Source organism: Pararhizobium sp. PWRC1-1, from assembly GCF_049897905.1.
Classification (GTDB): Bacteria; Pseudomonadota; Alphaproteobacteria; order Rhizobiales; family Rhizobiaceae; genus Pararhizobium.
The window spans coordinates 264,496-289,631 of sequence record NZ_JAFCXE010000005.1 but is presented as its reverse complement, the minus strand read 5'-3'; the positions used below and the strand labels follow the sequence as shown (position 1 = coordinate 289,631).

Below are 25,136 nucleotides of genomic sequence, written 5' to 3'. Positions count from 1 at the left end.
CTGCATTTCCTGCTTTGCGGCGGTTGATACCGCTGCTATATGCGGCGCATGAGCACAACACCTTCAAAGACGCCCCTGTCGCACATCCGCAATTTCTCGATCGTGGCCCATATCGACCATGGCAAGTCGACGCTGGCTGACCGGTTGATCCAGTCGACCGGCGGCCTTGCCGCACGCGAAATGTCGGAGCAGGTTCTCGACTCGATGGATATCGAGAAAGAGCGCGGCATCACCATCAAGGCGCAGACCGTGCGCCTGCATTACGTCGCCAACAATGGCGAGACCTATGTCCTCAACCTGATCGACACGCCCGGCCATGTTGACTTCGCCTATGAAGTCTCGCGCTCGCTGTCGGCCTGCGAAGGCTCGCTTCTGGTGGTGGATGCGTCGCAGGGCGTTGAAGCCCAGACGCTCGCCAACGTCTATCAGGCGATCGACAACAATCACGAGATCGTCACCGTTCTCAACAAGATCGACCTGCCGGCCGCCGAACCCGACCGTATCCGCGAGCAGATCGAGGAAGTCATAGGCATCGACGCCTCCCAGGCCGTGCTGATCTCGGCCAAGACCGGCTTCGGCATTCCCGAGGTACTGGAAGCGATCGTCCACCAGTTGCCGGCGCCCAAGAGCGAGGAAGGCGAGAATGGCCCGCTGAAGGCGCTGCTCGTCGATAGCTGGTACGACGCCTATCTCGGCGTCATCGTTCTCGTGCGCGTGCTCGACGGCACGCTGAAGCGCGGCATGACGGTGCGGATGATGGGTGCGGATGCCAAATATCAGGTGGAGCGCGTCGGCGTCATCACGCCGAAAATGGTCAATGTCGAGGCGCTCGGCCCTGGCGAGATCGGCTTCATCACCGCCTCGATCAAGGAAGTGGCCGACACCCGCGTCGGCGACACCATCACCGAGGACAAGCGCCAGACGGCCAAGATGCTGCCGGGCTTCAAGCCGGCCCAGCCGGTGGTGTTCTGCGGTCTCTTCCCGGTCGATGCCGCCGATTTCGAGGATCTGCGCTCCGCCATGGGCAAGCTGCGCCTCAACGACGCCTCCTTCTCCTTCGAGATGGAATCGTCTGCAGCGCTCGGCTTCGGTTTCCGCTGCGGCTTCCTCGGCTTGTTGCATCTCGAAATCATTCAGGAACGTCTCGAGCGCGAGTTCGATCTCGACCTGATCGCGACCGCTCCGTCCGTCGTCTACAAACTGTTCATGAACGACGGCACAGAGCGCGAGCTGCACAATCCGGCCGATATGCCCGATGTGGTCAAGGTTGCCGAAATCCATGAACCGTGGATCCGCGCGACGATCCTGACGCCTGACGATTATCTCGGCGGCATCCTGAAGCTGTGCCAGGACCGGCGCGGCCTGCAGATCGAGCTCACCTATGTGGGCAAGCGCGCCATGCTGACCTATGACCTGCCGCTCAACGAAGTCGTGTTCGATTTCTACGACCGGCTGAAGTCGATCTCGAAGGGCTATGCCTCGTTCGATTACCACTTGACCGATCACCGCGAAGGCCACCTGGTCAAGCTGTCGGTGCTGGTCAATGGCGAGCCTGTCGATGCCCTGTCGATGATGGTGCACCGTATGGCTGCCGAACGGCGCGGCCGCGACATGTGCGAAAAGCTGAAGGACCTGATCCCCAAGCACATGTTCAAGATTCCGATCCAGGCCGCCATCGGCGGCAACGTCATCGCCCGCGAAACCATCTCGGCACTGCGCAAGGACGTGACGGCAAAATGCTACGGCGGCGACGCCTCGCGCAAGCGCAAGCTGCTCGACAAGCAGAAGGCCGGCAAGAAGCGCATGCGCCAGTTCGGCAAGGTGGATATTCCGCAGGAAGCGTTCATTGCAGCGCTGAAGATGAGCGACGAGTAGGTCTTCTCTTTCATCGGACATGCGCATATATTAGGCGCATGTCCGATGGAGAGGATCATGTCTCAGCCCGCCCGTAAATCTGCCAATCTATCCCTCGATAGCGACCTTGTCTCACAGGCGCGCGATCTCAAGATCAATTTGTCGCGTGCGGCCGAGGACGGCATCGGGCGTGCGGTCAAGGCCGAGCAAGAACGTTTGTGGCGGCTGGAAAATGCCGAGGCAATCGCGGCGTCGAATAAATATGTCGAGGAACACGGCTTGCCATTGGCCAAATATCGTCAGTTCTGATGGCGAGATTTCATGCTTATCGTCTGAGGTCTGGGGATGCATTGATTATGGCCGTGCAGTCCGATCTTCTGTCGAACCTCCAGACCTGCGCCGTCGTTCCGCTTCTACCCAAGGGAGACCTGTCACCCGTCATTGCTCGGCTTAATCCGCATTTCGAGATCAATGGACGCTCTTATACGATGGCGACGCAGTTCATCGGTGTCGTTTCGATCACTGAACTTGGCGTCGATGTTGCCGACCTCACCGGTCATGCGGACGCCATTACCGCCGCCACGGATTTCCTGTTCCAGGGGTTTTAGGCGGATGCCGTTCGCTCGGCAAATTCCTGCATCAGCCCCCCAAAGGCTTCCATCGGCGGAAATGTCTCGTAGGAGTGCACGGCCGATGTTGCCACCCAGGGCAGCTTCTCGCTGGTGAATGTCTCGACGAAAGGGGCAACACCGCTTGTGTCATCCAGCATGGTCGAGCGCAGGTTGACGAACCAGTCCATGCCTTCGGGGCGGGTGAACATCCAGGTCAGGCAGTGCGGGCAAAAATAGTGACGGGTAGCGCCATGCAGGCCGCCGATCACCGGTTCGCCGGCGATGACTTCGAAACCCTCGGCCGGGATGGCGGCGCTCAGCGAAAAGGCGCTGGAGGACATTTTCTGGCAGCCGGTGCAGTGGCAGGCCATGGTGATGATCGGCGGTGCGCTGATCTTCAGCCGCACCTGGCCGCAGCGGCAGCCACCTTCCTGGGGGATAGTCAGTTTGCTCATGATTCGCTCCTCCGCGTTCAGCAATGAACCTAGCGGAGAAGCCTCTGATGTCCAGTGTTGCCGATGGTTGACCCGAGGACAAACGGCGCATGACATGCGCCGATCGTTAGCCGGCTTAGTCTGATGCGCAAGGCCAGCCCGCCGGCGTGGTCAGTCCTTCCGGAAGCTTCGTCTGCTCGTCGCCGCAGGCCAGATCGACCTGCGCCTGTACGAGACCCTTGGCTGCGGAAAGATCCAGCCCCTCGATATGGGTGAGGAACATGAAGGCCTGATCGAAATCCAGGGGGCCTTCGAAGGTCGCGCCGCTGAGATTGGCGCGCGACAGGTTGGCAAGCGCAAAGCGCGTGCCGGTAAGCACGGCACCCTTGAACAGGACGCGGCCGACCTCCGCCTTTTCGAAATTGGCTCCGGTCAGATCGGCGCCGCTGAAATCGGCGCGCTGCAGTTCGGCGCCGGCAAATGAAGCGCCGTTGGCGGCAATATTGGCAAAGCTTGAACGATAGGCCTCGACGCGGGCGAAATTGGCCTTTTCAGCCTTGGAGCCGGCCAGCCATGCGCGCACCAGATTGGCCTTTTCGAGGTTGGCCGATGTCAGGTTCGAACCGCTGAGATCGGTCAACGAAAAATCGGTGCCGGAGAGGTTGGCGCCTTCGAGTTCGCTGGAGGGCAGCATCAGGTTTTTCTTGGTGCATTCGCTCCAGTCCAGCCCCGGCTCCGGCGTGCTGCCGCAATAGGCGGCCATTGCGGGGGCAGTGGTCGCCAGAGACGCTAAGAGCGTCAGAACACCGATGGCAAGTGGGCGGTATTTGGCGGTGGAACCATGGTTCGGCACCGAATGCTCGGCTTGTCCGTCGAAAAGGCTCTTTATCCGCATGTTCTGCTCCTCAGCTTCAAGCTTGCCCCGGTCGCAAGCTCCTCCTGCGCTCTATACGATGTCACGCAGTTTAATAGATAGGATCATTGGCTCCGGCGGCAAATGCCGGAACACGTTTATCTGTCATGCGCTGACGCCCGCCAACCGGCGGTACCATGGTCAACATATTCGGCGGGCTGGATCGTGGCGACCCAGGCACGTGCCAACGCCAATCCGGCAGCATCTGACTGCTCGGCATGGCGTGCGGCATGCTCCGGATAGTTTTGCAGCCAATCCGGATCGATGCGGTTGATTACCGTTTCAAAAGTCCGGTTCCAGCCCTCGACGACGGGTGTTCCCGCCTCGAAATGAAACTGCATGCCATAGGCGGCGCGGCCGATCCGGAAGGCCTGATTGGCAACAGCTGGGTTCGCGGCCAGATGCTCGGCGCCGGGTGGAATTGTGAAGCTGTCGGAATGCAATTCAAAGCTCTTGAAGGCAGAGCCCGCGGCGCTGAGCACCGGATCACGTTTGCCTTCCGCGGTAAGCGTGACCTCGTGCCAGCCAAATTCCCGCGTTTTGCCGAGAAGATTGTCGCCGCCGTGGGCGCGCGCCAGAAGCTGGCTGCCGAGGCAGATGCCGAGCACCGACTTGCCGGCATCGGCAAAGGCGCGCATCAGGCGGGCAAGCTCCGGCAGGTAGGGGTGGATGTGGTCATCGACCGCACTCTGCTCGCCGCCAAGCACCACAAGGGCATCATGCCCGTGAATGTCGCCGGGCAGGGCTTGGCCCACGAAGGGCTGGCGCAGGTCGATCTCGGCGCCTGCTTCCTCCAACGCCACGCCAACCTGCCCAAGGCCGGAATGCGCCATGTTTTCAATCACCAGAACCCGCATCCTGTCTCCGTCTGCTCGCCGTTTCGATCAGGTTGACCACGCCGTGTGCCCGCTTTCAAGAGGGTTGCGGGGTGATTTCACCGTTGGCGAGGCCTGCCGAATGACCGGAAAGCCTTGACCTTTTGGCCTGAAAGTAGCATTGGACCGCCTTGGTCGCGTTCCTTGAAACGCCAGACAGCGGAAAAGCCATGAGTAAAGTGACATCCTCTGCCCCCTCGCAGCGCATGCTGAGGGTCGGCGAACAGGTACGTGCAGGCCTGACACAGGTGCTGCAGCGCGGAGAAGTGCGCGATTCCCTGCTTGAGACGACGGTGATTTCGATTTCGGAAGTCCGCATGTCGACCGACCTGCGCGTTGCCACGGCCTTCGTGACACCGCTCGGCGTTGCCGATCACTCCAATGTCATCGAAGCGCTGAACCGCCATGCCAAATATATCCGTGGCCGTCTGACGCCGCATATCCGGCAGCTGAAATACATGCCGGAAGTCCGCTTCAAGGACGATACCAGCTTCGACAACTATAAGAAGATCGACCAATTGCTGCGGTCTCCGGAAGTCATGCGCGATCTGAAGGACGAAGACGGCGAGCAGTGATGGCAAAGCATATCACTCTGGACGAACTCAACGCCTGGACGTTCGACCGGCGCCAGACATTCTATCGTAGCGGCCTGGCGCGGTTCGACAATTCCGATTCTGTCAGTCTCGTCGAAATGATAGTTGCCTCCGGCCTGCCGTTTCGCCACGGCAAGGACATCGCCCATGGCGACCGCGAGATGAAGGCGCTCGAAGCCATCGTTTATTCGCCCTACAATGAGAAGCTGCTGCTTGAGGCCGCCGCATCCGGAAAACCACCGCTTGGCGCCATCGAGCCCTTGCTGGTCGAAGGCCTCGGTGAAGACTATAGCATCGACAATGGTGCCACCATTGCTGCCGGATACTTGATCGCCAGGCGGCTTTACGCCCTGGGATTTGAAAAGGGCAACAGCCAGAAAATGCCGGATGGCAGCATCGCCAAGACTGCAGCGACGTTTCGTAAAAAAAGAGCCTGAACCATGTCAAAACCTCGCAAGCCCAAGGGCCGCCCGATTTCCGGCTGGCTGATCCTCGACAAGCCGCTGGATTTCGGCTCGACCGAGGCCGTGTCGAAGATCAAGTGGCTGTTCAAGGCGCAGAAAGCCGGACATGCCGGCACGCTCGATCCTTTGGCCTCGGGCATGCTGCCGATCGCGCTGGGCGATGCGACCAAGACCGTTCCCTATGTCATGGATGGCCGCAAGATCTATGAATTCGCCGTCGCCTGGGGCGAAGAGCGTTCGACCGACGATCTCGAAGGCGAGGTAACGCAGTCGTCCGATGTCCGTCCGTCCGAGGAAGATATTCGCGCGCTCTTGCCGAAGTATACCGGCGTGATCAGCCAGGTGCCGCCGCAGTTTTCGGCGATCAAGATCGATGGCAACCGCGCCTACGATCTGGCCCGCGAAGGCGAGACCGTCGATATTCCTGCCCGTGAAGTCGAAGTCTTCCGCCTGTCGCTGCTTGGCTGCACGCCGAACCTCGCGCATTTCGAGATCGAATGCGGCAAGGGCACCTACGTGCGGTCGCTGGCCCGCGATTTCGGCCGTGATCTCGGCTGTTTCGGTCATATCGCTTCGCTGCGCCGCAGCTTCGTCGCTCCTTTTGCCGAAGAAGCCATGGTGCCACTGGCTGAACTGGTCGCGCTGGAAAAGATCGAGAACGACGAGGAGCGGCTGGAAGCGCTCGATGCCTTCCTGATCGATACCGGCGAAGCCCTGTCGAACCTGCCGCATATCGCGATTTCCGAGGACCAGGCCCATCGCCTGAAAATGGGCAATCCGATCATCCTGCGCGGCCGCGATGCACCCATGGCCGAACCGGAAGCCTATGCGACGTCGCGTGGCAAGCTGGTTGCCATCGGCGAGATCGGCGAAGGCGAATTCCGGCCGAAGCGTGTCTTCGTCACCGCTTGAAACTCCGATAGACCCTCATAGATTTCGCAGCATGGCATCGGTTGCCTTCCGGAAGTCGCTGGCGCATGTTCCGGTCTGTATTTGGGATTCGCAAACTCCTTCTGGAGTGGCCCGCGTATGACGTGAATCGAAATCGGCCCATGCCGACCTTCGGCTATGCAATTTGGGTGATGGACGCTTGAGCGACGGACTGGATAGAAAAAGTGCGCCGCGTGCTCCCTGGAGAGCGCTTCTGCGTTCGCGATTGAGACGTCCGCTGTCATTTTATCTGACGGTGCTGCTGCTTGTTGCCGTTATACCATCCTTCGTATTTTCGATGATTATTCTGAAACGCAGCACCGATGAGCAGGAGCGTGTGGTCACAGCGCTGCTCAAGGCATCGACCGGTTCGGTCACGCGTGTGGTGGAGCGCGAGATCGATAGTATGCTGACCACGCTGAAGGTGATGTCCACGGCGAGCACGATCGACAACAAGAATCTTCGGCAATTCTACGATCGCGCCCGCTCATCGCTTGCGGGAACGGATTCGAACCTGCTGGTAATCGATCGTGCCCATAATCAGCTCTTCAATACGCGGGTGCCGTTCGGAAGCCAGCTGGCGAAGGCGTCCGACCCGACCTCCATCGACCAGGCATTCCGAAATGGCGGGCCGTTCGTCTCGAATGTGTTCTTTGGTCAGACGGCAAAAAGATGGGTGTTCAACGTCTACCTTCCGATTACCACGCCGCTTGGTAATGGCGACTACCTGCTGACCCTGACCCAGAATTCGGAGAATATGCTGAAGGCGGTCAACCGGGATGTCTTGTCGCCTGGCTGGAATGCGGCATTGCTGGACGGCGCTGGCAATGTGATTGCCTCGTCGGATACGGCGGTCGCTGTCGGCAAGCCATTTTTCATGGAGATCGTGCCGGCACTGCGTGTCGGTGTCGGCGACGCGGTGCACGATGGTATTGAATACAGAACAGTCACCGAATTTTCCGTGCTCACCGGTTGGAAGATCATTGCCTGGGCAAAAAGTGTGGATGTCGATGCGCCTGCGCTCTGGTCCTATCTTTGGCTGTCGCTGGGCGGGCTTCTCTTTGCCGGTATAGCGATAGCCGGATCCGCCACCATCGCCCGCCTTCTGGCGCAGGGCGTCAAGATGCTGGCTCGGGACGCGCATCTCTTGGGAGCGGGCCGGCCGATTGCGGCGCGCAAGCACATGATCGCCGAAATCGAAACTGTATCGGCGGCTTTGGCCGAAGCGGCGCAAGCGCGCAGAAAAGCGGAAAACGAAATCCGCTTCCTGATGCGCGAGGTGGCGCATCGCTCGAAAAACCAGCTCACCGTTATCCAGTCGATGCTCAACCAGTCGCTCAACGCAGCCGAAAGCCGGGTGGATTTCGCTGAAGCCTTCCGCAAGCGTATCGCGGGCCTTGCCCGCTCGACCGATCTGATGATTGCCAATGCCGCGCAGGGTGTGGATTTTCGCGAGCTGGCGCAGAACCAGCTGCAGCCGTTCACGCCTGACGATCCGCAGAGGGTTCATTTGTCGGGACCGCCCGTGCGGCTGGATGCGCAGGTATCGCAGACGCTCGGCATGGCCTTGCACGAACTGGCCACCAATGCCACGAAGTATGGGGCGCTTGCCAACGCTAGCGGTATGATCGACCTGCAATGGTCAGTCTCCGGTGGCACGTTCGTGTTCGTCTGGAGAGAAAAGGGCGCCGACATTGCTCCTCCTGAGGGCGGCAGCGTGCGCAAGGGCTTCGGCACGATGGTGCTGGAGCGCATGCTCGGCATGGCGCTGGATGCCAAGCTGGAGCGGATCATGCACGACGACGGGATCGAATGGCGCGTCGAAATCCCGGATGAAAAGCTGAGCGCCAATCTCGCAGTTTCGCCATAGGGTATTGCCGGACGGCCTGCTTTGTCGTGGAGGGGATATGTTTCTGAACGTCATCAAGACGGCGCTCGTTGTTGTTGCGGTATTGTCCGGTGATACGGCCGTCGCGGTTGCCGCTGGCTGTGTCGTCTCGGACCCGACCGCAACGCCCCTCAACGTGCGGTCCGGGCCGCAGGGCCGTGTCCTTTCCACCCTGCCCAACGGTACTGCCGTGGTGATCGTTGAGGAGAGGTCGTTCGCCGGCAAGCGATGGGCGAAGGTGAGTGCGACGGACGGGACGCTCGGCTGGGTGTTTGCCACCTATCTCGATTGTACGATGGCCGATGACAACACAAAATCCGCCCCGATGAAACCGCGCACACCGCCGCAATGACGGCATGTTGAGAGATTGCGGCGCCTTTATCCGCCCTCTTTCTTTTTAATGCCGGATGGTTTATAGGCAGCGCCAGCATCAGACCCCGCTCTCCGCGGACTTTTGCCTTCACGGCCGCAGCTAGACGACATCCCGGCTGCTGGCGACCTGAAATCCTAAACATTGAAAGGATGACACGATGTCGATCACTGCAGAGCGCAAGGCTGCGCTTATCAAGGAATACGCAATCGTCGAAGGCGACACCGGTTCCCCGGAAGTCCAGGTTGCGATCCTCACCGAGCGGATCAACAACCTGACCGATCACTTCAAGGGCCACAAGAAGGACAACCACTCGCGTCGTGGCCTTCTGGCAATGGTTTCTACCCGCCGTTCGCTTCTTGACTATGTCAAGGGCAAGGAAGAGGCACGGTACACCAAGCTGATTACTGCTCTCGGCATTCGCCGCTAAGCCTTACACCGGCGGGACCCTTCAACAAGGGGCCCGCCGGTTTGTTTTTTGCGGGGTACATCCCGCGTTTGCGCTTCCAAAAATGCCGATACGGCGCAGTTGGAGGCAGACACCCCAGCAGACCGGATGGGCCGGCTCTGCGGAACCAACCGATGACCTGTCATGGGGCAGGATTGCAGGATGCTTCGGCGCTTGCGCGTTTTCCACGCACCCGGAGCTTCAGGCTTTGAGGGAGCGGAAAGAGCGTCAGCCGATTTGGAAGCCTCCCGTTGTCTTGCCCGTGATGTGTCATATCAGCGGAAACACTGCCGCCCGCGCCACACTGGCTGCGGCGCGGCATTGCCGCACACGAAGGACAAAACATGTTCGATACCCACACAGTCGAAATTGAATGGGCAGGCCGCCCGCTCAAGCTCGAAACCGGCAAGATCGCCCGTCAGGCTGACGGCGCAGTTCTCGCCACCTACGGCGAAACCGTCGTTCTCGCCACCGTCGTTTCGGCCAAGTCGCCGAAGCCGGGCCAGGATTTCTTCCCGCTGACCGTCAACTACCAGGAAAAGACCTACGCAGCCGGCAAGATCCCCGGCGGCTATTTCAAGCGCGAAGGCCGTCCGTCGGAAAAGGAAACACTGGTTTCCCGCCTGATCGACCGCCCGATCCGCCCGCTGTTTCCTGATGGTTACAAGAACGACACCCAGGTTGTCGTCACCGTCATGCAGCACGACCTCGAAAATGATCCGGACGTCCTGTCGATGGTTGCGGCCTCTGCTGCCCTGACGATCTCCGGCGTTCCTTTCATGGGCCCGGTTGGCGGCGCACGCGTTGGCTATATCAACGGCCAGTACGTTCTGAACCCGCATCTCGATGAAATGCCTGAGTCGATCCTCGACCTCGTCGTTGCCGGCACCCAGGACGCCGTCCTGATGGTCGAATCGGAAGCCAAGGAACTGAACGAAGAAATCATGCTCGGCGCCGTCATGTTCGGCCACAAGGGTTTCCAGCCGGTCATCGACGCGATCATCAAGCTCGCTGAAGTGGCTGCCAAGGAACCGCGCGACTTTACCCCGGAAGATCATTCGGCGCTCGAAGCCGAAATGCTCGGCATGGCAGAGACCGAACTGCGCGCCGCCTACAAGAACACCCAGAAGGCAGAGCGCTACGCTGCAGTCGATGCCGTCAAGGCGAAGGTCAAGGCACACTTCTTCCCGGAAGGCGCTGAGCCGAAGTACACCAACGAAGTCATCGGTGCCGTCTTCAAGCACCTGCAGGCCAAGATCGTTCGCTGGAACATCCTTGACACCAAGAGCCGTATCGATGGTCGCGATCTCGACACCGTTCGCAAGATCGTCTCCGAAGTTGGCATCCTGCCGCGCACCCATGGCTCGGCCCTGTTCACCCGCGGCGAAACGCAGGCGATCGTTGTTGCCACGCTCGGCACTGGCGAAGACGAACAGTACGTCGATTCACTGACCGGCATGTACAAGGAAAAGTTCCTTCTGCACTACAACTTCCCCCCCTACTCGGTCGGCGAAACAGGCCGCATGGGCTCCCCGGGCCGCCGCGAAATCGGCCACGGTAAGCTCGCATGGCGCGCTATCCGTCCGATGCTGCCGGCTGCGGACCAGTTCCCCTACACGCTGCGCGTCGTTTCCGAGATCACCGAGTCGAACGGCTCGTCCTCGATGGCAACCGTCTGCGGCACGTCGCTCGCACTGATGGATGCCGGCGTTCCTTTGGCCAAGCCGGTTGCCGGTATTGCCATGGGCCTGATCCTCGAAGGTGAACGCTTCGCCGTTCTCTCCGACATCCTCGGCGACGAAGATCACCTCGGCGACATGGACTTCAAGGTCGCCGGCACTGCCGACGGCATCACCTCGCTGCAGATGGACATCAAGATCGCCGGTATCACCGAAGAGATCATGAAGGTCGCGCTCAGCCAGGCACAGGGCGGCCGCAAGCACATCCTCGGCGAGATGGCCAATGCCATCACCGAAGGCCGCAGCCAGCTCGGCGAATTCGCACCGCGTATCGAAGTGATGAACATTCCGGTCGACAAGATCCGTGAAGTTATCGGTTCGGGCGGCAAGGTCATCCGCGAAATCGTTGAAAAGACCGGCGCCAAGATCAACATCGACGACGATGGCACGATCAAAATCGCTTCGTCCTCCGCCAAGGAAATCGAAGCGGCCCGCAAGTGGATCCACTCGATCGTTGCAGAACCGGAAGTCGGCCAGATCTACGAAGGCACGGTCGTCAAGACCGCCGACTTCGGCGCTTTCGTCAACTTCTTCGGTCCGCGTGATGGCCTCGTGCACATCTCGCAGCTCGCTTCCGACCGTGTTGCCAAGACCTCCGACGTCGTCAAGGAAGGCGACAAGGTTTGGGTCAAGCTGATGGGCTTCGATGAGCGCGGCAAGGTTCGTCTCTCCATGAAGGTTGTCGATCAGGCAACCGGCAAGGAAGTCGCCAGGGGCGAAGGCGAAGCCGCTGAATAAGCGTTCGACCGTTTAATCGACTACGGGCGCGGAGCGGATCGTTCCGCGCCCTTTCTTATTTTCCCTGAGGGCCGTCCGAACCGGGCAATCTCTCATCCCCTTTGTTACCGTTTGTCTTTTTTGGGAAATAGCTTTCCATCTTCCCTGACAAGCCCGAGGACCTCGACCATGAGCCGCGACACGCTGAAAACCCTTTTCCATCCTTTCGAAACCGGCGTTGTTCCCGCACCCGGCGAGGGCGAGCGTGTGCTGTTCCTGGGAGCCGAGGCTGGCTACCGGCTGCCGGCGGAGTTTGCAGGCTCGATTGCCGCCGTTCAGGCGTCAAAGCCGCTCTACAAGGCTCTGGAAGCCGCCAAGGCGCCAGTGTCACCGTTTGTCGAGGGCGAGGACTATGATGCCACGCTGATCCTTTGCGGCAAGCACAAGGGCGAAAACGAGGACCGGATCGCTGAAGCGCTGAAGCGCGTCAAGGTCGGCGGTCTGATCGTTGTCGCCGGCGGCAAGGATGACGGCATCCAGTCGCTGCGCAAGCGCGTCAACCAGCTCGGCTGGGGTGGTGACAGCCTGCCGAAATATCATGGCATCGCCTTCTGGTTCGGCCGTCCGGAAGACGCCACCGACGTCATCGCTAAGTTTTCCAAGAAGCCGGCTCGTATCGACGGCCGCTTCGATGCAGCGCCGGGCATGTTTTCGCATGAGCGAATCGACGCCGGCTCCGAACTTTTGGCCTCGCGCCTTCCCGAGGATTTCAAGGGTCACGCCGCTGATTTCGGCGCCGGCTGGGGCTATCTCTCGGTGATGCTGGCCGAGAAGGCACCGGGCCTGAAGGGCATCGACCTGTTCGAGGCTGATTATCATTCGCTGGAAGCCGCGCGGGCAAACCTGAAGGTCAATTGCCCGAACGTGCCCACCCGTTTCTTCTGGCAGGACCTGACCTCGGAGGAAACCCGCGACAAGTACGACCTGATCGTCATGAATCCGCCCTTCCACGAGACACAGGCTGCCGACCCGGCGCTGGGCGCTGCGATGATCAAGGCGGCCGCCAAGGCGCTGAAGATTGGCGGACGGCTGATGCTGGTTGCCAATCGCGGCCTACCCTATGAGACAGTCATGCCCGAAACCTTCAAGGAATGGGGCGAGACCTGCCGCAATGCGCGGTTCAAGGTGCTCTGGGGCAAGCGCTGACGCGCTTGCTTTTGCAATTGCTTTATTGACGAAACGGGTACACCTTTAGCTCTCTCACTTGCGTGATATCGCGCAGGCATCGATGGAGTGTGCCAATGGTTTCTAGCTATGGACACCGCCCGCCCGTCACCGAGGGCGTCGCTGAAGTCATCGTCAAAGATATCAAGAGCGGAGAAGGCAAAAGCGGCGCCTCCGAAGTGCCTCTGGCCTTCCAGACCGGCCGCGCGCCGGTTGACCCCGCGGTTCTGGGCAATACCCGCAAGCAGATGACGATGTTCGGCATTTTTGCTGTCGGGGTTCTCGCCGTTCTGCTCGTGGTCTGGTGGGCCGCCTGACGGCCCACCCAATCTGACAAGCCTTTTTAGCTCTTCAAAGCCCGCTCAAACAACCGCGACAGCCGCTCGGCAAAGGCGCGCGGGTCCTGTGGCTTGTCACCGTCGAGGACGCGGGCCTGGTCGAGCAGGAGTTGTACGGCGTCGGTGCGGAATTCGTTGCTACCACCGGAGGCAAGCGCTGCGATCAGGCCGTGGCCCGGATTGATCTCAAGCACCGGCTTGGCAATCAAGTCGAGCCTACCGGAACCCTGCAGCAGCTTTTCCAGCTGGCGGTCATAGCCCTGCTCAGGCGCAACAAGGCAAACGGCGCTTTCCGTCAACCGGTCGGAGGCCCGCACGTCCGATACCGCGTCGCCGAGCGTCGTCTTGGCAAAGGCGATGAAATCGGTGACGGCTTCGGAGGTTTCCGGCGTTGCGGGTGCCTCACCATCGGCTGTTGGCACCTGGGCGAGGTCGGCAGCACCTTGGGTGATCGACTTGAACGGCTTGCCGTCGAAATCCGGCGCGGCCGTCACCCAGAAGCTGTCGACGGAATCGGTCAGCAGCAAAACCTCGATCCCCCGGGCGCGAAAACCTTCGAGCTGCGGCGAGGCCTTCAGCCGGTCGAGATTGTCGCCCGTCAGGTAATAGATCGCCGCCTGCGCATCCTTCATGTCTTTGACATAGTCGGCAAGCGATCGGGTCGCCTCGTCAGAGGTGGTGGTGCGGAAGCGCGACAGGGCGATCAGCTGTTCCCGGCGCTCGAAATCGTCGTAGATGCCTTCCTTGAGCACGGCGCCGAAGGCGTCCCAGAGCTTGGCAAAGGCGTCAGTGTCGCTGTCGGCCATCTTCTCGATGGCAGTCAGCACGCGGTTGGTCAGGCCCTTGCGGATGGCGGCAAGGATCGGGCTTTCCTGGATCATCTCGCGCGATACGTTGAGGGGCAGGTCGGATGTGTCGACCAGGCCCCGCACGAAGCGCAGGTAGCGCGGCAGAAGCTCGGCATCGTCGGTGATGAAGACGCGCTTGACGTAGAGCTTCATGCGGCCCTTGGCCGAAGGATCGAACATGTCGATCGGCTTGGATTCCGGCACGAAGGCAAGGCCGGTATATTCATGCCGGCCTTCGGCACGGAAATGCACGGTCAAAGCCGGCTCGTCGTACTGGCCGGAGACGCCGCGATAGAAATCCGCGTATTCTTCCTTGGTGATCTCGTTGCGGGATTTCGTCCACAGAGCGGTGCCATCGCCGATGCGCTCGGCGTCCGCGCCAGGTTTCTCGATCAGATCGATCGGAACAGGAACGTGGCCGGACTGATCCTTGACGATCTTCTGGACGCTCCATTTGGACGTATAGCTCTTGGCGTCGTCCATCAGATGCATGGTGATGCGGGTACCGCGTGCCGGAGCGTCAGCCAGATCGGCCTCGGATACCGTGTAGCTGCCCTTGCCGTCGGACGACCAGACAAAGGCATGAGCGCTGCCGGCATGGCGGGAGACGACATCGACCTTGTCTGCGACCATGAAGGCGGAATAGAAGCCGACGCCGAACTGGCCGATCAGCTGGGCGCCTTCGCCGGCCTTTGCGGCCTCGACGCGCTCCATGAAGGCGCGGGTGCCGGAACGGGCGATGGTGCCGAGCGCCTCGATCATGTCGTCACGGCTCATGCCGATGCCGTTGTCTTCGACGATGAGCTTGTTGTTGTCCGCATCGAGCGTCAGCGTGATGCGCGGTGTCGGATCGTCGAGGAGCAGTTCAGGGGCGCTGATGGCCTCGTAGCGCAGTTTCTCGCAGGCATCGGCGGCGTTGGAGATCAACTCGCGCAGGAACACGTCCTTGTCGGAATAGACCGAGTGCACCATGAGATGCAGCAGGCGTGCGACATCGGCTTCGAAGACGTGATTTTCGATGGGTTTATCAGCGGCATTGCTCATGCGTGTCTGTCCTCAACGTGTGTCTGGATGGTTTGCGCGCTCTGAACTGGCAAGTGCAGATGCAAAATTCAAGAGGCACGGAAAGGGGTGGGCGGCCCGGATGTTACTCCGTGTCCGCCGTGCGCAATGCATCGATGGCCGGCATCGAGGTGATGTTGTAGCCAGAGTCCACATAGTGGATCTCGCCGGTGACGCCACTCGAGAGGTCGGAGAGAAGGTAGAGCGCCGAGTTGCCGACATCCTCGATGGTGACCGTGCGGCGAAGCGGTGCGTTCTGCTGCTGCCAGGAGAGCATCGCACGGGCATCGGAAATGCCAGCGCCAGCCAGCGTGCGGATCGGGCCGGCGGAGATGGCGTTGACGCGAATGCCGCGCGGGCCGTAGTCGCCAGCAAGATAGCGGACAGACGCTTCCAGGGCGGCTTTCGCAACGCCCATGACGTTGTAGTTCGGCATGATGCGGGTGGAGCCGCCATAGGTCAGCGTCAGCATCGCGCCGCCTTCGTTCATCAAGCCTGCAGCGCGCTTGGCGATCTCCGTGAAGGAGAAGCAGGAGATCACCATCGTGCGCGAAAAGTTTTCACGCGAGGTGTCGGCGTAAAGGCCCTTCAGTTCGTTCTTGTCGGAAAAGCCGATGGCGTGCACGACGAAATCGAGCTTGCCCCAATTCTCCTTGATCGCGTCAATGGTCGCATCCACGGAAGCGATGTCTTCGACATCGCAGGGGATGACGAAGTCGGAGCCGAGTTCGGCGGCGAGCGGCTTCACGCGCTTGCCGAGCGCTTCGCCCTGGTACGTGAAAGCGAGTTCAGCGCCCTGTCCAGCCAGCTTCTGCGCGATGCCCCATGCGATGGAGTGGCTGTTGGCGACCCCCATGATGAGGCCGCGCTTTCCGTTCATGATACCGGTCATGGATTTATCCGTTATGGCGCTGGAAAACGAGCGTGGCATTGGTGCCGCCGAAGCCGAAGGAGTTCGACAAAACGGTATCGATCTTGGCGTTGTCGATGCGCTTGCGCACGATCGGCACGCCGTCGAATTCCGGGTCGAGTTCGGTGATATGGGCGCTTTCGCCAATGAAGCCCGCCTGCATCATCAACAGGCCGTAGATCGATTCCTGCACGCCGGCAGCACCCAGCGAATGGCCGGTCAGCGACTTGGTCGACTGGATATGCGGGATCTTGTTGCCGAAGACTTCGCGGATCGCGCCGATTTCCTTCGAATCGCCAACGGGCGTCGAGGTGCCGTGCGTGTTGACGTAGTCGACTTCGCCCTTCACCGTTGCCAGTGCCTGGCGCATGCAGCGGATGGCGCCTTCGCCGGATGGAGCAACCATGTCGTAGCCGTCGGACGTCGCGCCGTAGCCGGTGATTTCGGCATAGATCTTGGCGCCGCGGGCCTTGGCGTGTTCGAGTTCTTCCAGAACCAGAACGCCCGCACCACCGGCGATGACGAAGCCATCGCGGGAAACGTCATAGGCGCGCGAGGCGGTCGAAGGTGTGTCGTTGTACTTTGAGGACATGGCGCCCATGGCGTCGAACAGGTTCGACATGGTCCAGTCGAGGTCTTCGTGGCCGCCGGCGAACATCACGTCCTGCTTGCCCCACTGGATCATTTCCATGGCGTTGCCGATGCAGTGCGCCGATGTCGAGCAGGCCGACGAGATCGAGTAGTTGACGCCGTGAATCTTGAACCAGGTAGCAAGCGTCGCCGATGCCGTCGAGGACATCGCCTTCGGCACGGCAAACGGGCCAATGCGCTTGGGGCTGTTGTTCTTCAGGGTGATTTCGGCCGCTTCGATCAGCGTGCGGGTGGACGGACCACCCGAGCCCATGATGATGCCGGTGCGCTCGTTGCCGCCGATATCCTTGTCTTCAAGGCCTGAATCGGCGATCGCCTGCTTCATCGCAACATGGTTCCACATGCCGCCTTGCGACAGGAAACGTGCGGCGCGGCGATCGACAAGCTCGGTCGTGTCGAGATTGGGTGCACCCCAGACCTGGCACTTGAAGCCGTGTTCGGCAAAATCGTTCGAAAACGAAATGCCGGATTTTGCTTCACGCAGCGACGCGGTGACTTCCTGCGCATCGTTTCCGATCGAGGAAACAATGCCCAGACCCGTGACAACAACCCGTCTCATGTGGATGACCTCTTCTTTAATCTAGCTGAGTGCGGCTATGCCGCGGTTCAGGCAGCTTTTTCTTTCGACAGACCGACGCGAAGGTCGGACGCCTGATAGATGGTTTCGCCATCGGCCTTCAGCCAGCCGTCGGCAGTGCCGAGCACAAGGCGGCCGCGCATGACGCGCTTGAAGTCGATACCGTACTCAAGGAGCTTCGTTTCCGGGCGGATCATGCCCTTGAACTTCACTTCGCCGGTGGAAAGCGCCATGCCGCGGCCGGGTTCGCCGAGCCAGCCGAGGAAGAAGCCCGTCAGCTGCCACATGCCATCAAGGCCAAGGCAGCCCGGCATGATCGGATTGCCCTGGAAGTGGCAGGGGAAATACCAGTCATCGGGACGCACGTCATATTCGGCCCGGATGTAACCCTTGTCGAAGGCACCACCGGTTTCGGAGATGTCGGTGATACGGTGAACCATCAGCATCGGGGGCAGGGGCAGCTGGGCATTGCCCGGGCCAAACAGTTCGCCGCGACCGCATTTCAGGATCTCTTCATAATTGAAGCTGGATTGTCTGGTCGTCATGAACTGTCGTTTCCCCGCTACATCCGTTTTTGGTTGACTTGGTTTAGAGCAAGATGGGTGCGAATTGAAGCTCCGGTATGACCCAAGCGCGTCGTTTCGCGTATTCCTGTCTGGCCAAGCACAAGGCCTAATTCCGCCGTCGCATACATGATGGCTGCTGCAACAGCCAGAGATAATTGCCTTTTGCCCCAAGAATCAGGCGGTTTTTACCGTCTGGATGCCTTGAGGGAGCTTGCTTACTATTGAAAGCATTCTCGGCAAAAGTTATATCGGCTCTGTAAGTCTGTTCTGCAATAGCTTGGAAATCTGGATCCGTCCGTATGACGACTGCCATCGAGATCTGTTCGGAAGAACGCCTGCGCCGCTCCGGTCTCAGGCCGACGCGTCAGCGCATGGCGCTTGCCGACCTGATCTTTGCCAAGGGTGATCGCCACCTGACGGTCGAGGAATTGCACGAAGAAGCGGTGACCGCCGGTGTTCCGGTATCGCTGGCGACAGTCTACAACACGCTGCACCAGTTCACCGAAGCCGGCATGATCCGTGTCCTGGCCGTGGAAAGCGCCAAGACCTATTTCGACACCAACGTCTCCGATCATCACCATTTCTTCGTCGAAGGCCATAACGAGGTGCTCGATATTCCGGTCAGCAGCTTGACGATCGGCAATCTGCCGGAGCCACCGGAAGGCATGGAAATCGCCCATGTCGACGTCATCATCCGCTTGCGCCCGAAGCGCGGCTGATTTTCTTTTTCTCGAAATCACGTCGTCAACGACGTTACATCACGTCGTCAACGACGTTACATCACGTCGTCGGGATGACGTCCTGGCCTCGGATCTCCGGTCGGCAGCGTCCAGCCATATTTAAGCGCTCCGCCGCGCACCGCAAAGGCTGTCACCACGCCGAGGCTTGAGGCGATCAGCAGCGATGCCCCCAGCCATGTCGCGGCGGTGAACACGGCTGAACCGGCCAGTGCGGCGGTGACGTAGATTTCCGGACGCAACAAAACCGATGGCTCGCCTGCAAGCAGGTCGCGCAGGATACCGCCAAAGGTCGCCGTCAACATGCCGGTGACAAGCGCAACGATGGGGGATCCCGTCGCAGCCAGCCCCTTGGCAGCTCCCATGACGCTATAGGCAGCCAGCCCTATGGCATCGAGCCAGACGAGGAATTTGTAGCGCGATTCCATCATATGGGCTGAGAAGAATACCAGAAGGCCCATGCCGCCGCAGACGAGCAGGTAGATCGGATTGGTGACCCAGAAGACCGGCGTCGCGCCAAGGATGACATCGCGCAACGTGCCGCCCCCAATACCGGTGACCGAGGCAAGGAAGATATAGCCGATGATATCCAGCTGTTTGCGCGAGGCGGATAGAGCGCCTGTCGCAGCAAACACTGCCACCCCGGCATAATCGAGAATTTCCAGGATCGGCATTTTTCCCCCCGCCAGAAAATCGAGCCCGCCAGAAATTCGAGAAGGACCACAATGGCGCGGTCGCGTCAACGGCAGGTCTCAAAGCGGGTCGTGTTGACTATTGCGGAAAGAGAACGTGCGTGCGGCCGCTGATGAAATAGGCGACCAGGCCCGCCCATTCGCGCATCGCCGTTGTCGTCAGCTGCGCGTTCAAGGAAGGCTGGCTGAAATCGGGGCCAAGGGTCGCCTCGCCGCTGGTGCGATAATCCACCGGCCATGGCGTCACGGCGATGCCGAGCTTGCGGAACAGCCCGACGGAGCGCGGCATGTGGAAGGCCGAGGTGATGAGGACGCAGTTCGATAACCCGTTCGCTTCCAGCAATTGTTTCGTATTGGCAGCATTCTCGAAGGTGGTGCGTGACTGGTCTTCGCGGATCAGCCGTTCAGGGGCAATGCCGAAGGTCGAGAAGAATGTCTCGGATGTCTGCGCGTCGCCATCATATTGCCCGCTGAACGAGCCGTCGCCGCCCGAGATGAGAATGCGTGCGGATGGATGGGATTGGGCAAGCTTTAGGCCTTCGACGAACCGGTCCGCGGCCTGGTTGAGTTCGATGCCGCCCCGCTTGGCAATCACCTCGTTTTCGAAGGCGCCACCAAGAATGATTATGCAGGAGAGGTCGGCGGGCAGGCTTGCGGGCTTTGGGATGCGGTTTTCCAGCACCTGAAGCATGACGGGTCCAGTGCTTGTGAACAGGGTGAGGAAAAGCAGCGTCGCGGCAAGTCCCGACAGAAACCGGTACAGCCGCCGCAAGCCACCGGCCGCAAAAAGGAAACTCAGTACCAGGAGAATAAAGACCAGCGACAGAGGCTGGGCAAGCAGCCAGAACAGTTTTGATGCGAGAAACATGAGGCCTGCTACCGTCTCTTTCAGGGGCGCATGATCGGGGAGGGCGAACCTAGCAGCCCAAGACGGTATTGGCCAATGCAGTCCAATGCAGACAGCAAACGCCCGTAGCAGTTTACCTGCCACGGGCTTTCTGGAGACGGGGGGTCGGGCTTTCAGGCCCGGCCGAGCGTCGTTGGCACTTGTGCGGCAACCGTCTTGTTCCGCCTCAGATAGATCAGCCCGGCAGCGAGCAGGATGCCGGCGGCGATGATGGCAATGGCCAGCACCGGCCGGTAGGCAATCCAGGCGATGGCGATGACCAGAGGTCCTAGGATGAGTGTCAGGATGACGGCGATGACCGAGGTGCCGAAACCGACGATCGAGCCGACGAACGGAATGACGTCGGCGATGATCCCGAGGATCGATAGCAACAGGGCAAAGCCGATGAACATGCCGAGCAGTCCGCCGCCGCGAATAAGCCAAGTGATCAGGGTATTCTCGCTCTGGGCGGCATCGAACATCTGAGCCGCATCGACCTTTCCGGCAGCACTCAGGAACAGTTCACGGCCGTTTGTGGCCTTGTAGCCGGTAACGTTTGCGGCCTTCTGGGCGCCGACGAAGCTGGCTTCGGCAATGTCTTCACGGCTGAAACTGATGCGCAGGTCGCCGACGGCCGGGTTCTGACGGTTCTGCGACACGTAGATTGTGGTGCCATTGGCATTGACCGGCTTGTCGGAACCGATCGCAGCCGTGACCTGGCCGATGACATCGGGAGAAAGCTTGACCGGCGTTTCCGTGCCGAGATTGGCAACGGCCTTGCCATCGACGATAAAGGCGCCGAGCGTTGCGGTTGCCACCGTGAAGCGGTCACCCTCGATCGGCATCTCGGGGTTCTGGTGCTGGTCGCTCTGCTTGAAATCGGAGGAATCGACCGGGCGCGGACGCCATTCCTTTTTGTAGCTGTACGTGGTGACGGTTTCTTCGCCGCCGCCGAGCGTCTTTTGGGTCTCGCTCTTGCTGTCTTCGATCCACTGGTACATCTCGACCTGGCGGTTAAGGCCGGCCGCACCCTGTGCCGAGACGCCCAGCATCGGATCCTCAGGCGTGCCGTCCGGTTTGACCGGGCCGGAGACATGGACGAGTTTGCCTTCATTGACCGGGTCTACGCTGCCGTTATCGATCGAAACGACGATGCCGGCCCCTTCCACCAGGGCACGATAGGTCTGGACGGAACGGCCTTCGTTCCAGGACAACAGCCAGATCATCCCGATCACGAGGATGGGGCCGATGATAAGCCCGGCAAGGCCGCTTTTCAGTTTTGAAAACCACGATCTTGTAGTTGTTTCCGTAAAGCTCATGCCCCTCGTCCCTCTGCTAATGCCCATCCGTCTAACGGTTGGTTCGACACGCTTATTCGCTGAAACAGGTGCTAGCAGAAAATCAGTAAAATTAAATATAGCGGCCGTGCTCTTCGATGAACACTCTTTGGGGCATTCGCGAAAATTTCGCGGTATTCATTCCATACAGGCAGGTTGTTTTTGCATTTGGCACCTTGTCCGCGATCCGGCGGCTTGTATCTTGCGGCCGTGATATTGGTTGGGGAGGCGCGGCATGACATCGGTCAACGAGGCATTTGAAACGGGAACGTTTGTCGGGCGCGTCTGGCGGCCCGATGTTGCGGGTCCAGCGCTGGTGGTTCTGCGCGGTGGCGATCTCATCGACATCACCTCGAAAGAGGTTCCGACGATGCGCGACCTTTTGGAACTCGACGACCCCATCAGGTTTCTTTCGGGCCTTCAGGGCGAGCGGCTGTCCACCCTTGAAGCCGTCCTGGCAGCCTCGGTCGAAGCGGCCGGCGATCTCTCGAGCATCCATCTGCTTGCTCCATGCGACCTGCAGGCGGTCAAGGCCTGCGGCGTCACCTTCGCCCGTTCGATGATCGAGCGGGTCATCGAGGAAAAAGCGGCCGGCAATCCGGCGCTGGCCGAAACGATGCGCGAACGCGTAACCGCCATCATCGGTGACAGCTTGCGCGATCTGAAAGCTGGATCGCCGGAAGCCGCCAAGGTGAAAGCGGCGTTGATCGAGGTGGGCGTCTGGTCGCAATATCTGGAGGTCGGCATCGGCCCGGATGCGGAGGTGTTTTCCAAGGCGCAGGTTCTGGCTTCTGTCGGCTGGGGCGCGTCGGTCGGGCTGCATCCGATCTCGAAATGGAACAATCCTGAGCCGGAGATCGTGCTGGCCGTCGATAGCCAGGGCCGCGTTAAAGGGGCAGCGCTCGGCAACGACGTCAACCTGCGCGACGTCGAGGGGCGCTCGGCCCTGCTGCTCGGCAAAGCCAAGGACAACAACGCTTCGTCCGCCATCGGCCCGTTCATTCGGCTGTTCGACGATACCTATTCGATCGACGACGTGCGCAGCGCCGATCTGTCGCTGACGATCATCGGTTCCGACGGGTTCCTTCTGAAGGGCGCAAGCACGATGCGGGAAATCAGCCGCGACCCGCTCGATCTGGTCTCCCAGACCATCGGCCGCCATCATCAATATCCCGACGGCCTTCTACTGTTCATGGGCACCCTGTTTGCGCCGGTGGAGGATCGCGATACGCCGGGCCAGGGGTTTACCCACAAGCTCGGCGATGTCGTGACGATCGCGAATGCTGAACTGGGATCGCTGACCAATACGGTGCGGCTCTCGACCGAATGCCCGCCCTGGACCTTCGGCCCTTCCGCATTGATGCGCAATCTTGCTGCGCGTGGATTGCTCTGAGATCTGCTGTTCAAGCGTTCCGGGTCATACGGAAACGCAGCGCCCACGCGTTGCGTTCATCTGCACTGAAGGACCGCAGGCGCGCGGCCGCGCGATAGGCGGAGTGCGGTCAGCACCCCGCTCATATAGGCGCCGGTATCGATATTGATGCGGCCTGGTGCGATCTCGACCTTGGACACCGGCGTATGGCCATGGACAGTCACAAAGTCGTTGCGAGCCGCCGTCTTATCGACTGCGGTCGGCCGCAGCCACAAGAGGTCGGAATCCCGCTGCTGCGCCAGCGCCACGCCATCCTTAAGGCCCGCGTGAACAAAGCAGTAACCGGGCACGCTCAGCATCGAAGGCAAGGATTCGAGAAAGGCGACGTGTTCCGACGGAATGTGAGCTTGCAACAGGCCTTTCAACGCGTCGCGGTTATCCGGCACGGTGGGAATGCCATACGAGCGCAGCGTTTCCAGGCCGCCGAGTTCCAGCCAGCGGTGGGTTCTGGCGGGATTGCGCAGGAAATCGAGCATGACGCTCTCGTGATTACCCGCAAGACACACACGATCGATATCCGCGCGAGGTGCAGTCATCAGCCTCTGCAGGACCGATGCTGATTTCGGCCCACGGTCAACATAGTCGCCGAGCATGATCAGCCATTTCGTTCCGTCATGCTTGCCGCTGTCTTCAAAGATCAGGTCTTCCAGCCGGCCGAGCATATCGTCGCAGCCATGCACATCGCCGATGGCATAAATGATGTCCGGGGCCGCATCGAAGAAGAGTTTGCGCCGTTGTCCGGAGACCGGCATGCGAATGCGGCGCATGAAATCATGGATGCCGCGCATCATCGCACGATCCTCTCGCCGCAATGTCCAGGCGTGCAGCGCCGGGAACTGGCTGTGGCTGGAAGAATGGCGAAAATTGGCGTCAAGGCATCGAATCCCGGAAATGTGCGGTGCCGGAAAAGACAGCACCTGCAACGGCAAGCTGATGAAGATCGCGGATGGACACCCGCCCCGTCAAGATGATCCGGCGGTAGCGGAGAGATCAATCAAAAGGCGGCGCCAAGTTTAGCCCGTGGCCATTTCGGCGCGATACCACTCGACGAACCGCTTGACGCCCTCGTCCACCGCGATCGATGGCTTGAACTGCGTCAGCGCGTTCAAAAGATCGGGTGCTGCAAAGGTTCTGGGCACATCACCCTGCTGCATCGGCAGCATCGTGCGGATCGCCGGGCGCCCGACAGCAGCTTCGACCGTCTCGACGAAGCGCATCAGCTCGACCGGCTGCCCGCCGCCGACATTGACGACCCGGAACGGTGCATGGCGCGACAGCGTATCGATCTCCTCGACGCGGTTGTCCTCGGCCGGCACAACGCCCATCAACCGGACGATGCCTTCGACGAGATCGTCGATATAGGTAAAGTCGCGGCTCATCCGGCCTTCGCCATAGATCTCGATCGGCCGGCCGTTGAGGATGCAATCGACGAATTTGAACAGCGCCATGTCTGGGCGGCCCCAGGGACCGTAGACCGTGAAGAAGCGGAAGGCTGTCGTCGGCACCTTGTAGAGATGGGCATAGCTGTGGGCCATCAGTTCGCCAGACTTCTTGGTGGCGGCGTAGAGCGTCATCGGCTCGTCGGCACGGTCTGTCTCGGCAAATGGGATTTTCTCGTTGGCGCCATAGATCGAGGAGGTGGAGGCGAGCAGCAGGTGCTTGGGCTGCACAGCTTTGGCTAGTTCCAGGATGTTCCAGGAGCCGATCAGGTTTGAATCGACGTAAGCTTTCGGGTTTTCCAGGCTGTAGCGCACGCCAGCCTGGGCCGCGAGATGCACGATGACGTCGGGTTCGCCGATCTCGGCCGCCTTCTCCAGCGCCGCTTTGTCCTCCAGCATGCCGATGACGGGCTTGAAACCGTTGGAGCGAGCAAGGATCGCGTGGCGGCGTTCCTTCAGCCGGACGTCATAATAGGGCGTCATGCCATCGAAACCGGTGACGAAATGGCCGTCGTCGAGCAGCCGCTTGGCCAGGTGAAACCCGATAAACCCTGCCGTTCCCGTGATCAGATAGCGCATGCCGGCTCCTTGTCTGTCTTTA

The 25,136-nt window shown here is 60.4% G+C and carries 26 protein-coding genes; 14 read left to right on the top strand and 12 right to left on the bottom strand.

The window, feature by feature from the left end:
• Positions 1–39 precede the first annotated feature (39 nt).
• The 3 genes from lepA to ACP7E0_RS11160 are packed head-to-tail and all read left to right on the top strand — an operon-like array spanning position 40 to position 2,462.
• A complete protein-coding gene (gene lepA / locus ACP7E0_RS11170; RefSeq protein ID WP_426124900.1) occupies positions 40–1,875 on the top strand; it encodes a translation elongation factor 4 in 1,836 nt (611 codons plus the stop codon).
• Positions 1,876–1,932: 57 nt separating this feature from the next.
• On the top strand, positions 1,933–2,163 hold the full coding sequence (locus ACP7E0_RS11165) for a type II toxin-antitoxin system CcdA family antitoxin (RefSeq protein ID WP_426124899.1): 231 nt from the start codon (positions 1,933–1,935) through the stop codon (positions 2,161–2,163).
• Complete coding sequence (locus tag ACP7E0_RS11160) at positions 2,163–2,462, top strand: CcdB family protein (protein WP_426124898.1); 300 nt, start codon at positions 2,163–2,165, stop codon at positions 2,460–2,462. The genes ACP7E0_RS11165 and ACP7E0_RS11160 overlap by 1 nt, the downstream gene beginning before the upstream one ends.
• Here ACP7E0_RS11160 and ACP7E0_RS11155 read toward each other — a convergent pair.
• The 3 genes from ACP7E0_RS11155 to ACP7E0_RS11145 form a co-directional block, all read right to left on the bottom strand.
• Positions 2,459–2,920 (bottom strand): GFA family protein, encoded by a 462-nt coding sequence (locus tag ACP7E0_RS11155; protein WP_426124897.1) that lies wholly within the window; start codon positions 2,918–2,920, stop codon positions 2,459–2,461. The genes ACP7E0_RS11160 and ACP7E0_RS11155 overlap by 4 nt on opposite strands.
• A gap of 115 nt (positions 2,921–3,035) precedes the next feature.
• Positions 3,036–3,794 carry a pentapeptide repeat-containing protein gene (locus tag ACP7E0_RS11150; RefSeq protein ID WP_426124896.1) on the bottom strand — a complete coding sequence of 253 codons (759 nt, stop codon included), beginning with the start codon at positions 3,792–3,794 and terminating at the stop codon, positions 3,036–3,038.
• Between the two features lie 116 nt (positions 3,795–3,910).
• Entirely contained in the window at positions 3,911–4,669 is a 759-nt protein-coding gene (locus ACP7E0_RS11145) for a type 1 glutamine amidotransferase (RefSeq protein ID WP_426124895.1), read from the bottom strand.
• A gap of 188 nt (positions 4,670–4,857) precedes the next feature.
• Here ACP7E0_RS11145 and rbfA point away from each other — a divergent pair, with 188 nt between their 5' ends.
• The 9 genes from rbfA (at position 4,858) to ACP7E0_RS11100 (ending at position 13,377) form a co-directional block, all read left to right on the top strand.
• Positions 4,858–5,262: a 30S ribosome-binding factor RbfA gene (rbfA, locus tag ACP7E0_RS11140; protein WP_113245463.1), complete on the top strand. Its 405-nt coding sequence runs from the start codon at positions 4,858–4,860 to the stop codon at positions 5,260–5,262.
• Positions 5,262–5,717 carry a hypothetical protein gene (locus ACP7E0_RS11135; RefSeq protein ID WP_426124894.1) on the top strand — a complete coding sequence of 152 codons (456 nt, stop codon included), beginning with the start codon at positions 5,262–5,264 and terminating at the stop codon, positions 5,715–5,717. The genes rbfA and ACP7E0_RS11135 overlap by 1 nt, the downstream gene beginning before the upstream one ends.
• Before the next feature lie 3 nt (positions 5,718–5,720).
• The gene (gene truB, locus ACP7E0_RS11130) at positions 5,721–6,656 is read left to right on the top strand and encodes a tRNA pseudouridine(55) synthase TruB (RefSeq protein ID WP_426124893.1); all 936 of its coding nucleotides are present in this window, start codon (positions 5,721–5,723) and stop codon (positions 6,654–6,656) included.
• A 178-nt stretch (positions 6,657–6,834) separates the two neighbouring features.
• Positions 6,835–8,544: a sensor histidine kinase gene (locus ACP7E0_RS11125; RefSeq protein WP_426124892.1), complete on the top strand. Its 1,710-nt coding sequence runs from the start codon at positions 6,835–6,837 to the stop codon at positions 8,542–8,544.
• 37 nt (positions 8,545–8,581) lie between these two features.
• Positions 8,582–8,914 (top strand): SH3 domain-containing protein, encoded by a 333-nt coding sequence (locus tag ACP7E0_RS11120; RefSeq protein WP_426124890.1) that lies wholly within the window; start codon positions 8,582–8,584, stop codon positions 8,912–8,914.
• 178 nt (positions 8,915–9,092) lie between these two features.
• Positions 9,093–9,362 (top strand): 30S ribosomal protein S15, encoded by a 270-nt coding sequence (rpsO, locus tag ACP7E0_RS11115; RefSeq protein WP_113314631.1) that lies wholly within the window; start codon positions 9,093–9,095, stop codon positions 9,360–9,362.
• Between the two features lie 362 nt (positions 9,363–9,724).
• The gene (gene pnp / locus ACP7E0_RS11110; protein ID WP_426124889.1) at positions 9,725–11,857 is read left to right on the top strand and encodes a polyribonucleotide nucleotidyltransferase; all 2,133 of its coding nucleotides are present in this window, start codon (positions 9,725–9,727) and stop codon (positions 11,855–11,857) included.
• A 168-nt stretch (positions 11,858–12,025) separates the two neighbouring features.
• A complete protein-coding gene (locus tag ACP7E0_RS11105) occupies positions 12,026–13,042 on the top strand; it encodes a class I SAM-dependent methyltransferase (RefSeq protein ID WP_426124888.1) in 1,017 nt (338 codons plus the stop codon).
• Positions 13,043–13,137: 95 nt separating this feature from the next.
• Complete coding sequence (locus ACP7E0_RS11100) at positions 13,138–13,377, top strand: hypothetical protein (protein WP_426124887.1); 240 nt, start codon at positions 13,138–13,140, stop codon at positions 13,375–13,377.
• Positions 13,378–13,403: 26 nt separating this feature from the next.
• Here ACP7E0_RS11100 and htpG read toward each other — a convergent pair whose 3' ends face one another.
• The 4 genes from htpG to fabA all read right to left on the bottom strand — a co-directional run bounded on the left by htpG (position 13,404) and on the right by fabA (position 17,991).
• Positions 13,404–15,290 (bottom strand): molecular chaperone HtpG, encoded by a 1,887-nt coding sequence (htpG, locus tag ACP7E0_RS11095; protein WP_426124886.1) that lies wholly within the window; start codon positions 15,288–15,290, stop codon positions 13,404–13,406.
• A gap of 103 nt (positions 15,291–15,393) precedes the next feature.
• On the bottom strand, positions 15,394–16,200 hold the full coding sequence (gene fabI / locus ACP7E0_RS11090) for an enoyl-ACP reductase FabI (protein ID WP_426124885.1): 807 nt from the start codon (positions 16,198–16,200) through the stop codon (positions 15,394–15,396).
• Positions 16,201–16,204: 4 nt separating this feature from the next.
• Positions 16,205–17,428 (bottom strand): beta-ketoacyl-ACP synthase I, encoded by a 1,224-nt coding sequence (gene fabB, locus ACP7E0_RS11085; RefSeq protein ID WP_426124883.1) that lies wholly within the window; start codon positions 17,426–17,428, stop codon positions 16,205–16,207.
• A 47-nt stretch (positions 17,429–17,475) separates the two neighbouring features.
• Positions 17,476–17,991, bottom strand: a complete 516-nt coding sequence (fabA, locus tag ACP7E0_RS11080; protein WP_318415760.1) for a 3-hydroxyacyl-[acyl-carrier-protein] dehydratase FabA — start codon at positions 17,989–17,991, stop codon at positions 17,476–17,478.
• Positions 17,992–18,311: 320 nt separating this feature from the next.
• Here fabA and irrA point away from each other — a divergent pair, with 320 nt between their 5' ends.
• On the top strand, positions 18,312–18,731 hold the full coding sequence (gene irrA, locus ACP7E0_RS11075; RefSeq protein ID WP_060637917.1) for an iron response transcriptional regulator IrrA: 420 nt from the start codon (positions 18,312–18,314) through the stop codon (positions 18,729–18,731).
• Positions 18,732–18,787: 56 nt separating this feature from the next.
• Here the strand turns inward: irrA and ACP7E0_RS11070 are convergent, their stop codons facing one another.
• The 3 genes from ACP7E0_RS11070 to ACP7E0_RS11060 form a co-directional block, all read right to left on the bottom strand.
• Complete coding sequence (locus tag ACP7E0_RS11070; RefSeq protein ID WP_426124881.1) at positions 18,788–19,423, bottom strand: trimeric intracellular cation channel family protein; 636 nt, start codon at positions 19,421–19,423, stop codon at positions 18,788–18,790.
• A gap of 97 nt (positions 19,424–19,520) precedes the next feature.
• A complete protein-coding gene (locus ACP7E0_RS11065; protein ID WP_426124879.1) occupies positions 19,521–20,309 on the bottom strand; it encodes a YdcF family protein in 789 nt (262 codons plus the stop codon).
• A 152-nt stretch (positions 20,310–20,461) separates the two neighbouring features.
• Entirely contained in the window at positions 20,462–21,646 is a 1,185-nt protein-coding gene (locus ACP7E0_RS11060) for a TMEM43 family protein (RefSeq protein WP_426124878.1), read from the bottom strand.
• A gap of 253 nt (positions 21,647–21,899) precedes the next feature.
• Here ACP7E0_RS11060 and ACP7E0_RS11055 point away from each other — a divergent pair, with 253 nt between their 5' ends.
• The gene (locus ACP7E0_RS11055; RefSeq protein WP_426124877.1) at positions 21,900–23,057 is read left to right on the top strand and encodes a fumarylacetoacetate hydrolase family protein; all 1,158 of its coding nucleotides are present in this window, start codon (positions 21,900–21,902) and stop codon (positions 23,055–23,057) included.
• A gap of 56 nt (positions 23,058–23,113) precedes the next feature.
• Here ACP7E0_RS11055 and ACP7E0_RS11050 read toward each other — a convergent pair whose 3' ends face one another.
• Together ACP7E0_RS11050 and ACP7E0_RS11045 are read right to left on the bottom strand one after the other, a co-directional pair.
• A complete protein-coding gene (locus tag ACP7E0_RS11050; protein WP_426124876.1) occupies positions 23,114–23,887 on the bottom strand; it encodes a metallophosphoesterase in 774 nt (257 codons plus the stop codon).
• A gap of 222 nt (positions 23,888–24,109) precedes the next feature.
• On the bottom strand, positions 24,110–25,114 hold the full coding sequence (locus ACP7E0_RS11045) for an NAD-dependent epimerase (RefSeq protein WP_426124874.1): 1,005 nt from the start codon (positions 25,112–25,114) through the stop codon (positions 24,110–24,112).
• Between the last annotated feature and the right edge of the window lie 22 nt (positions 25,115–25,136).

Excerpts from the sequence above, each read along its gene's own strand:
- lepA (WP_426124900.1), top strand. The coding sequence starts at position 40 with ATGCGGCGCATGAGCACAACACCTTCAAAGACGCCCCTGTCGCACATC.
- ACP7E0_RS11165 (WP_426124899.1), top strand. The coding sequence starts at position 1,933 with ATGTCTCAGCCCGCCCGTAAATCTGCCAATCTATCCCTCGATAGCGAC.
- ACP7E0_RS11160 (WP_426124898.1), top strand. The coding sequence starts at position 2,163 with ATGGCGAGATTTCATGCTTATCGTCTGAGGTCTGGGGATGCATTGATT.
- ACP7E0_RS11155 (WP_426124897.1), bottom strand. The coding sequence starts at position 2,920 with ATGAGCAAACTGACTATCCCCCAGGAAGGTGGCTGCCGCTGCGGCCAG.
- ACP7E0_RS11150 (WP_426124896.1), bottom strand. The coding sequence starts at position 3,794 with ATGCGGATAAAGAGCCTTTTCGACGGACAAGCCGAGCATTCGGTGCCG.
- ACP7E0_RS11145 (WP_426124895.1), bottom strand. The coding sequence starts at position 4,669 with ATGCGGGTTCTGGTGATTGAAAACATGGCGCATTCCGGCCTTGGGCAG.
- rbfA (WP_113245463.1), top strand. The coding sequence starts at position 4,858 with ATGAGTAAAGTGACATCCTCTGCCCCCTCGCAGCGCATGCTGAGGGTC.
- ACP7E0_RS11135 (WP_426124894.1), top strand. The coding sequence starts at position 5,262 with ATGGCAAAGCATATCACTCTGGACGAACTCAACGCCTGGACGTTCGAC.
- truB (WP_426124893.1), top strand. The coding sequence starts at position 5,721 with ATGTCAAAACCTCGCAAGCCCAAGGGCCGCCCGATTTCCGGCTGGCTG.
- ACP7E0_RS11120 (WP_426124890.1), top strand. The coding sequence starts at position 8,582 with ATGTTTCTGAACGTCATCAAGACGGCGCTCGTTGTTGTTGCGGTATTG.
- rpsO (WP_113314631.1), top strand. The coding sequence starts at position 9,093 with ATGTCGATCACTGCAGAGCGCAAGGCTGCGCTTATCAAGGAATACGCA.
- pnp (WP_426124889.1), top strand. The coding sequence starts at position 9,725 with ATGTTCGATACCCACACAGTCGAAATTGAATGGGCAGGCCGCCCGCTC.
- ACP7E0_RS11105 (WP_426124888.1), top strand. The coding sequence starts at position 12,026 with ATGAGCCGCGACACGCTGAAAACCCTTTTCCATCCTTTCGAAACCGGC.
- ACP7E0_RS11100 (WP_426124887.1), top strand. The coding sequence starts at position 13,138 with ATGGTTTCTAGCTATGGACACCGCCCGCCCGTCACCGAGGGCGTCGCT.
- htpG (WP_426124886.1), bottom strand. The coding sequence starts at position 15,290 with ATGAGCAATGCCGCTGATAAACCCATCGAAAATCACGTCTTCGAAGCC.
- fabI (WP_426124885.1), bottom strand. The coding sequence starts at position 16,200 with ATGACCGGTATCATGAACGGAAAGCGCGGCCTCATCATGGGGGTCGCC.
- fabB (WP_426124883.1), bottom strand. The coding sequence starts at position 17,428 with ATGAGACGGGTTGTTGTCACGGGTCTGGGCATTGTTTCCTCGATCGGA.
- fabA (WP_318415760.1), bottom strand. The coding sequence starts at position 17,991 with ATGACGACCAGACAATCCAGCTTCAATTATGAAGAGATCCTGAAATGC.
- irrA (WP_060637917.1), top strand. The coding sequence starts at position 18,312 with ATGACGACTGCCATCGAGATCTGTTCGGAAGAACGCCTGCGCCGCTCC.
- ACP7E0_RS11070 (WP_426124881.1), bottom strand. The coding sequence starts at position 19,423 with ATGCCGATCCTGGAAATTCTCGATTATGCCGGGGTGGCAGTGTTTGCT.
- ACP7E0_RS11065 (WP_426124879.1), bottom strand. The coding sequence starts at position 20,309 with ATGTTTCTCGCATCAAAACTGTTCTGGCTGCTTGCCCAGCCTCTGTCG.
- ACP7E0_RS11060 (WP_426124878.1), bottom strand. The coding sequence starts at position 21,646 with ATGAGCTTTACGGAAACAACTACAAGATCGTGGTTTTCAAAACTGAAA.
- ACP7E0_RS11055 (WP_426124877.1), top strand. The coding sequence starts at position 21,900 with ATGACATCGGTCAACGAGGCATTTGAAACGGGAACGTTTGTCGGGCGC.
- ACP7E0_RS11050 (WP_426124876.1), bottom strand. The coding sequence starts at position 23,887 with ATGATGCGCGGCATCCATGATTTCATGCGCCGCATTCGCATGCCGGTC.
- ACP7E0_RS11045 (WP_426124874.1), bottom strand. The coding sequence starts at position 25,114 with ATGCGCTATCTGATCACGGGAACGGCAGGGTTTATCGGGTTTCACCTG.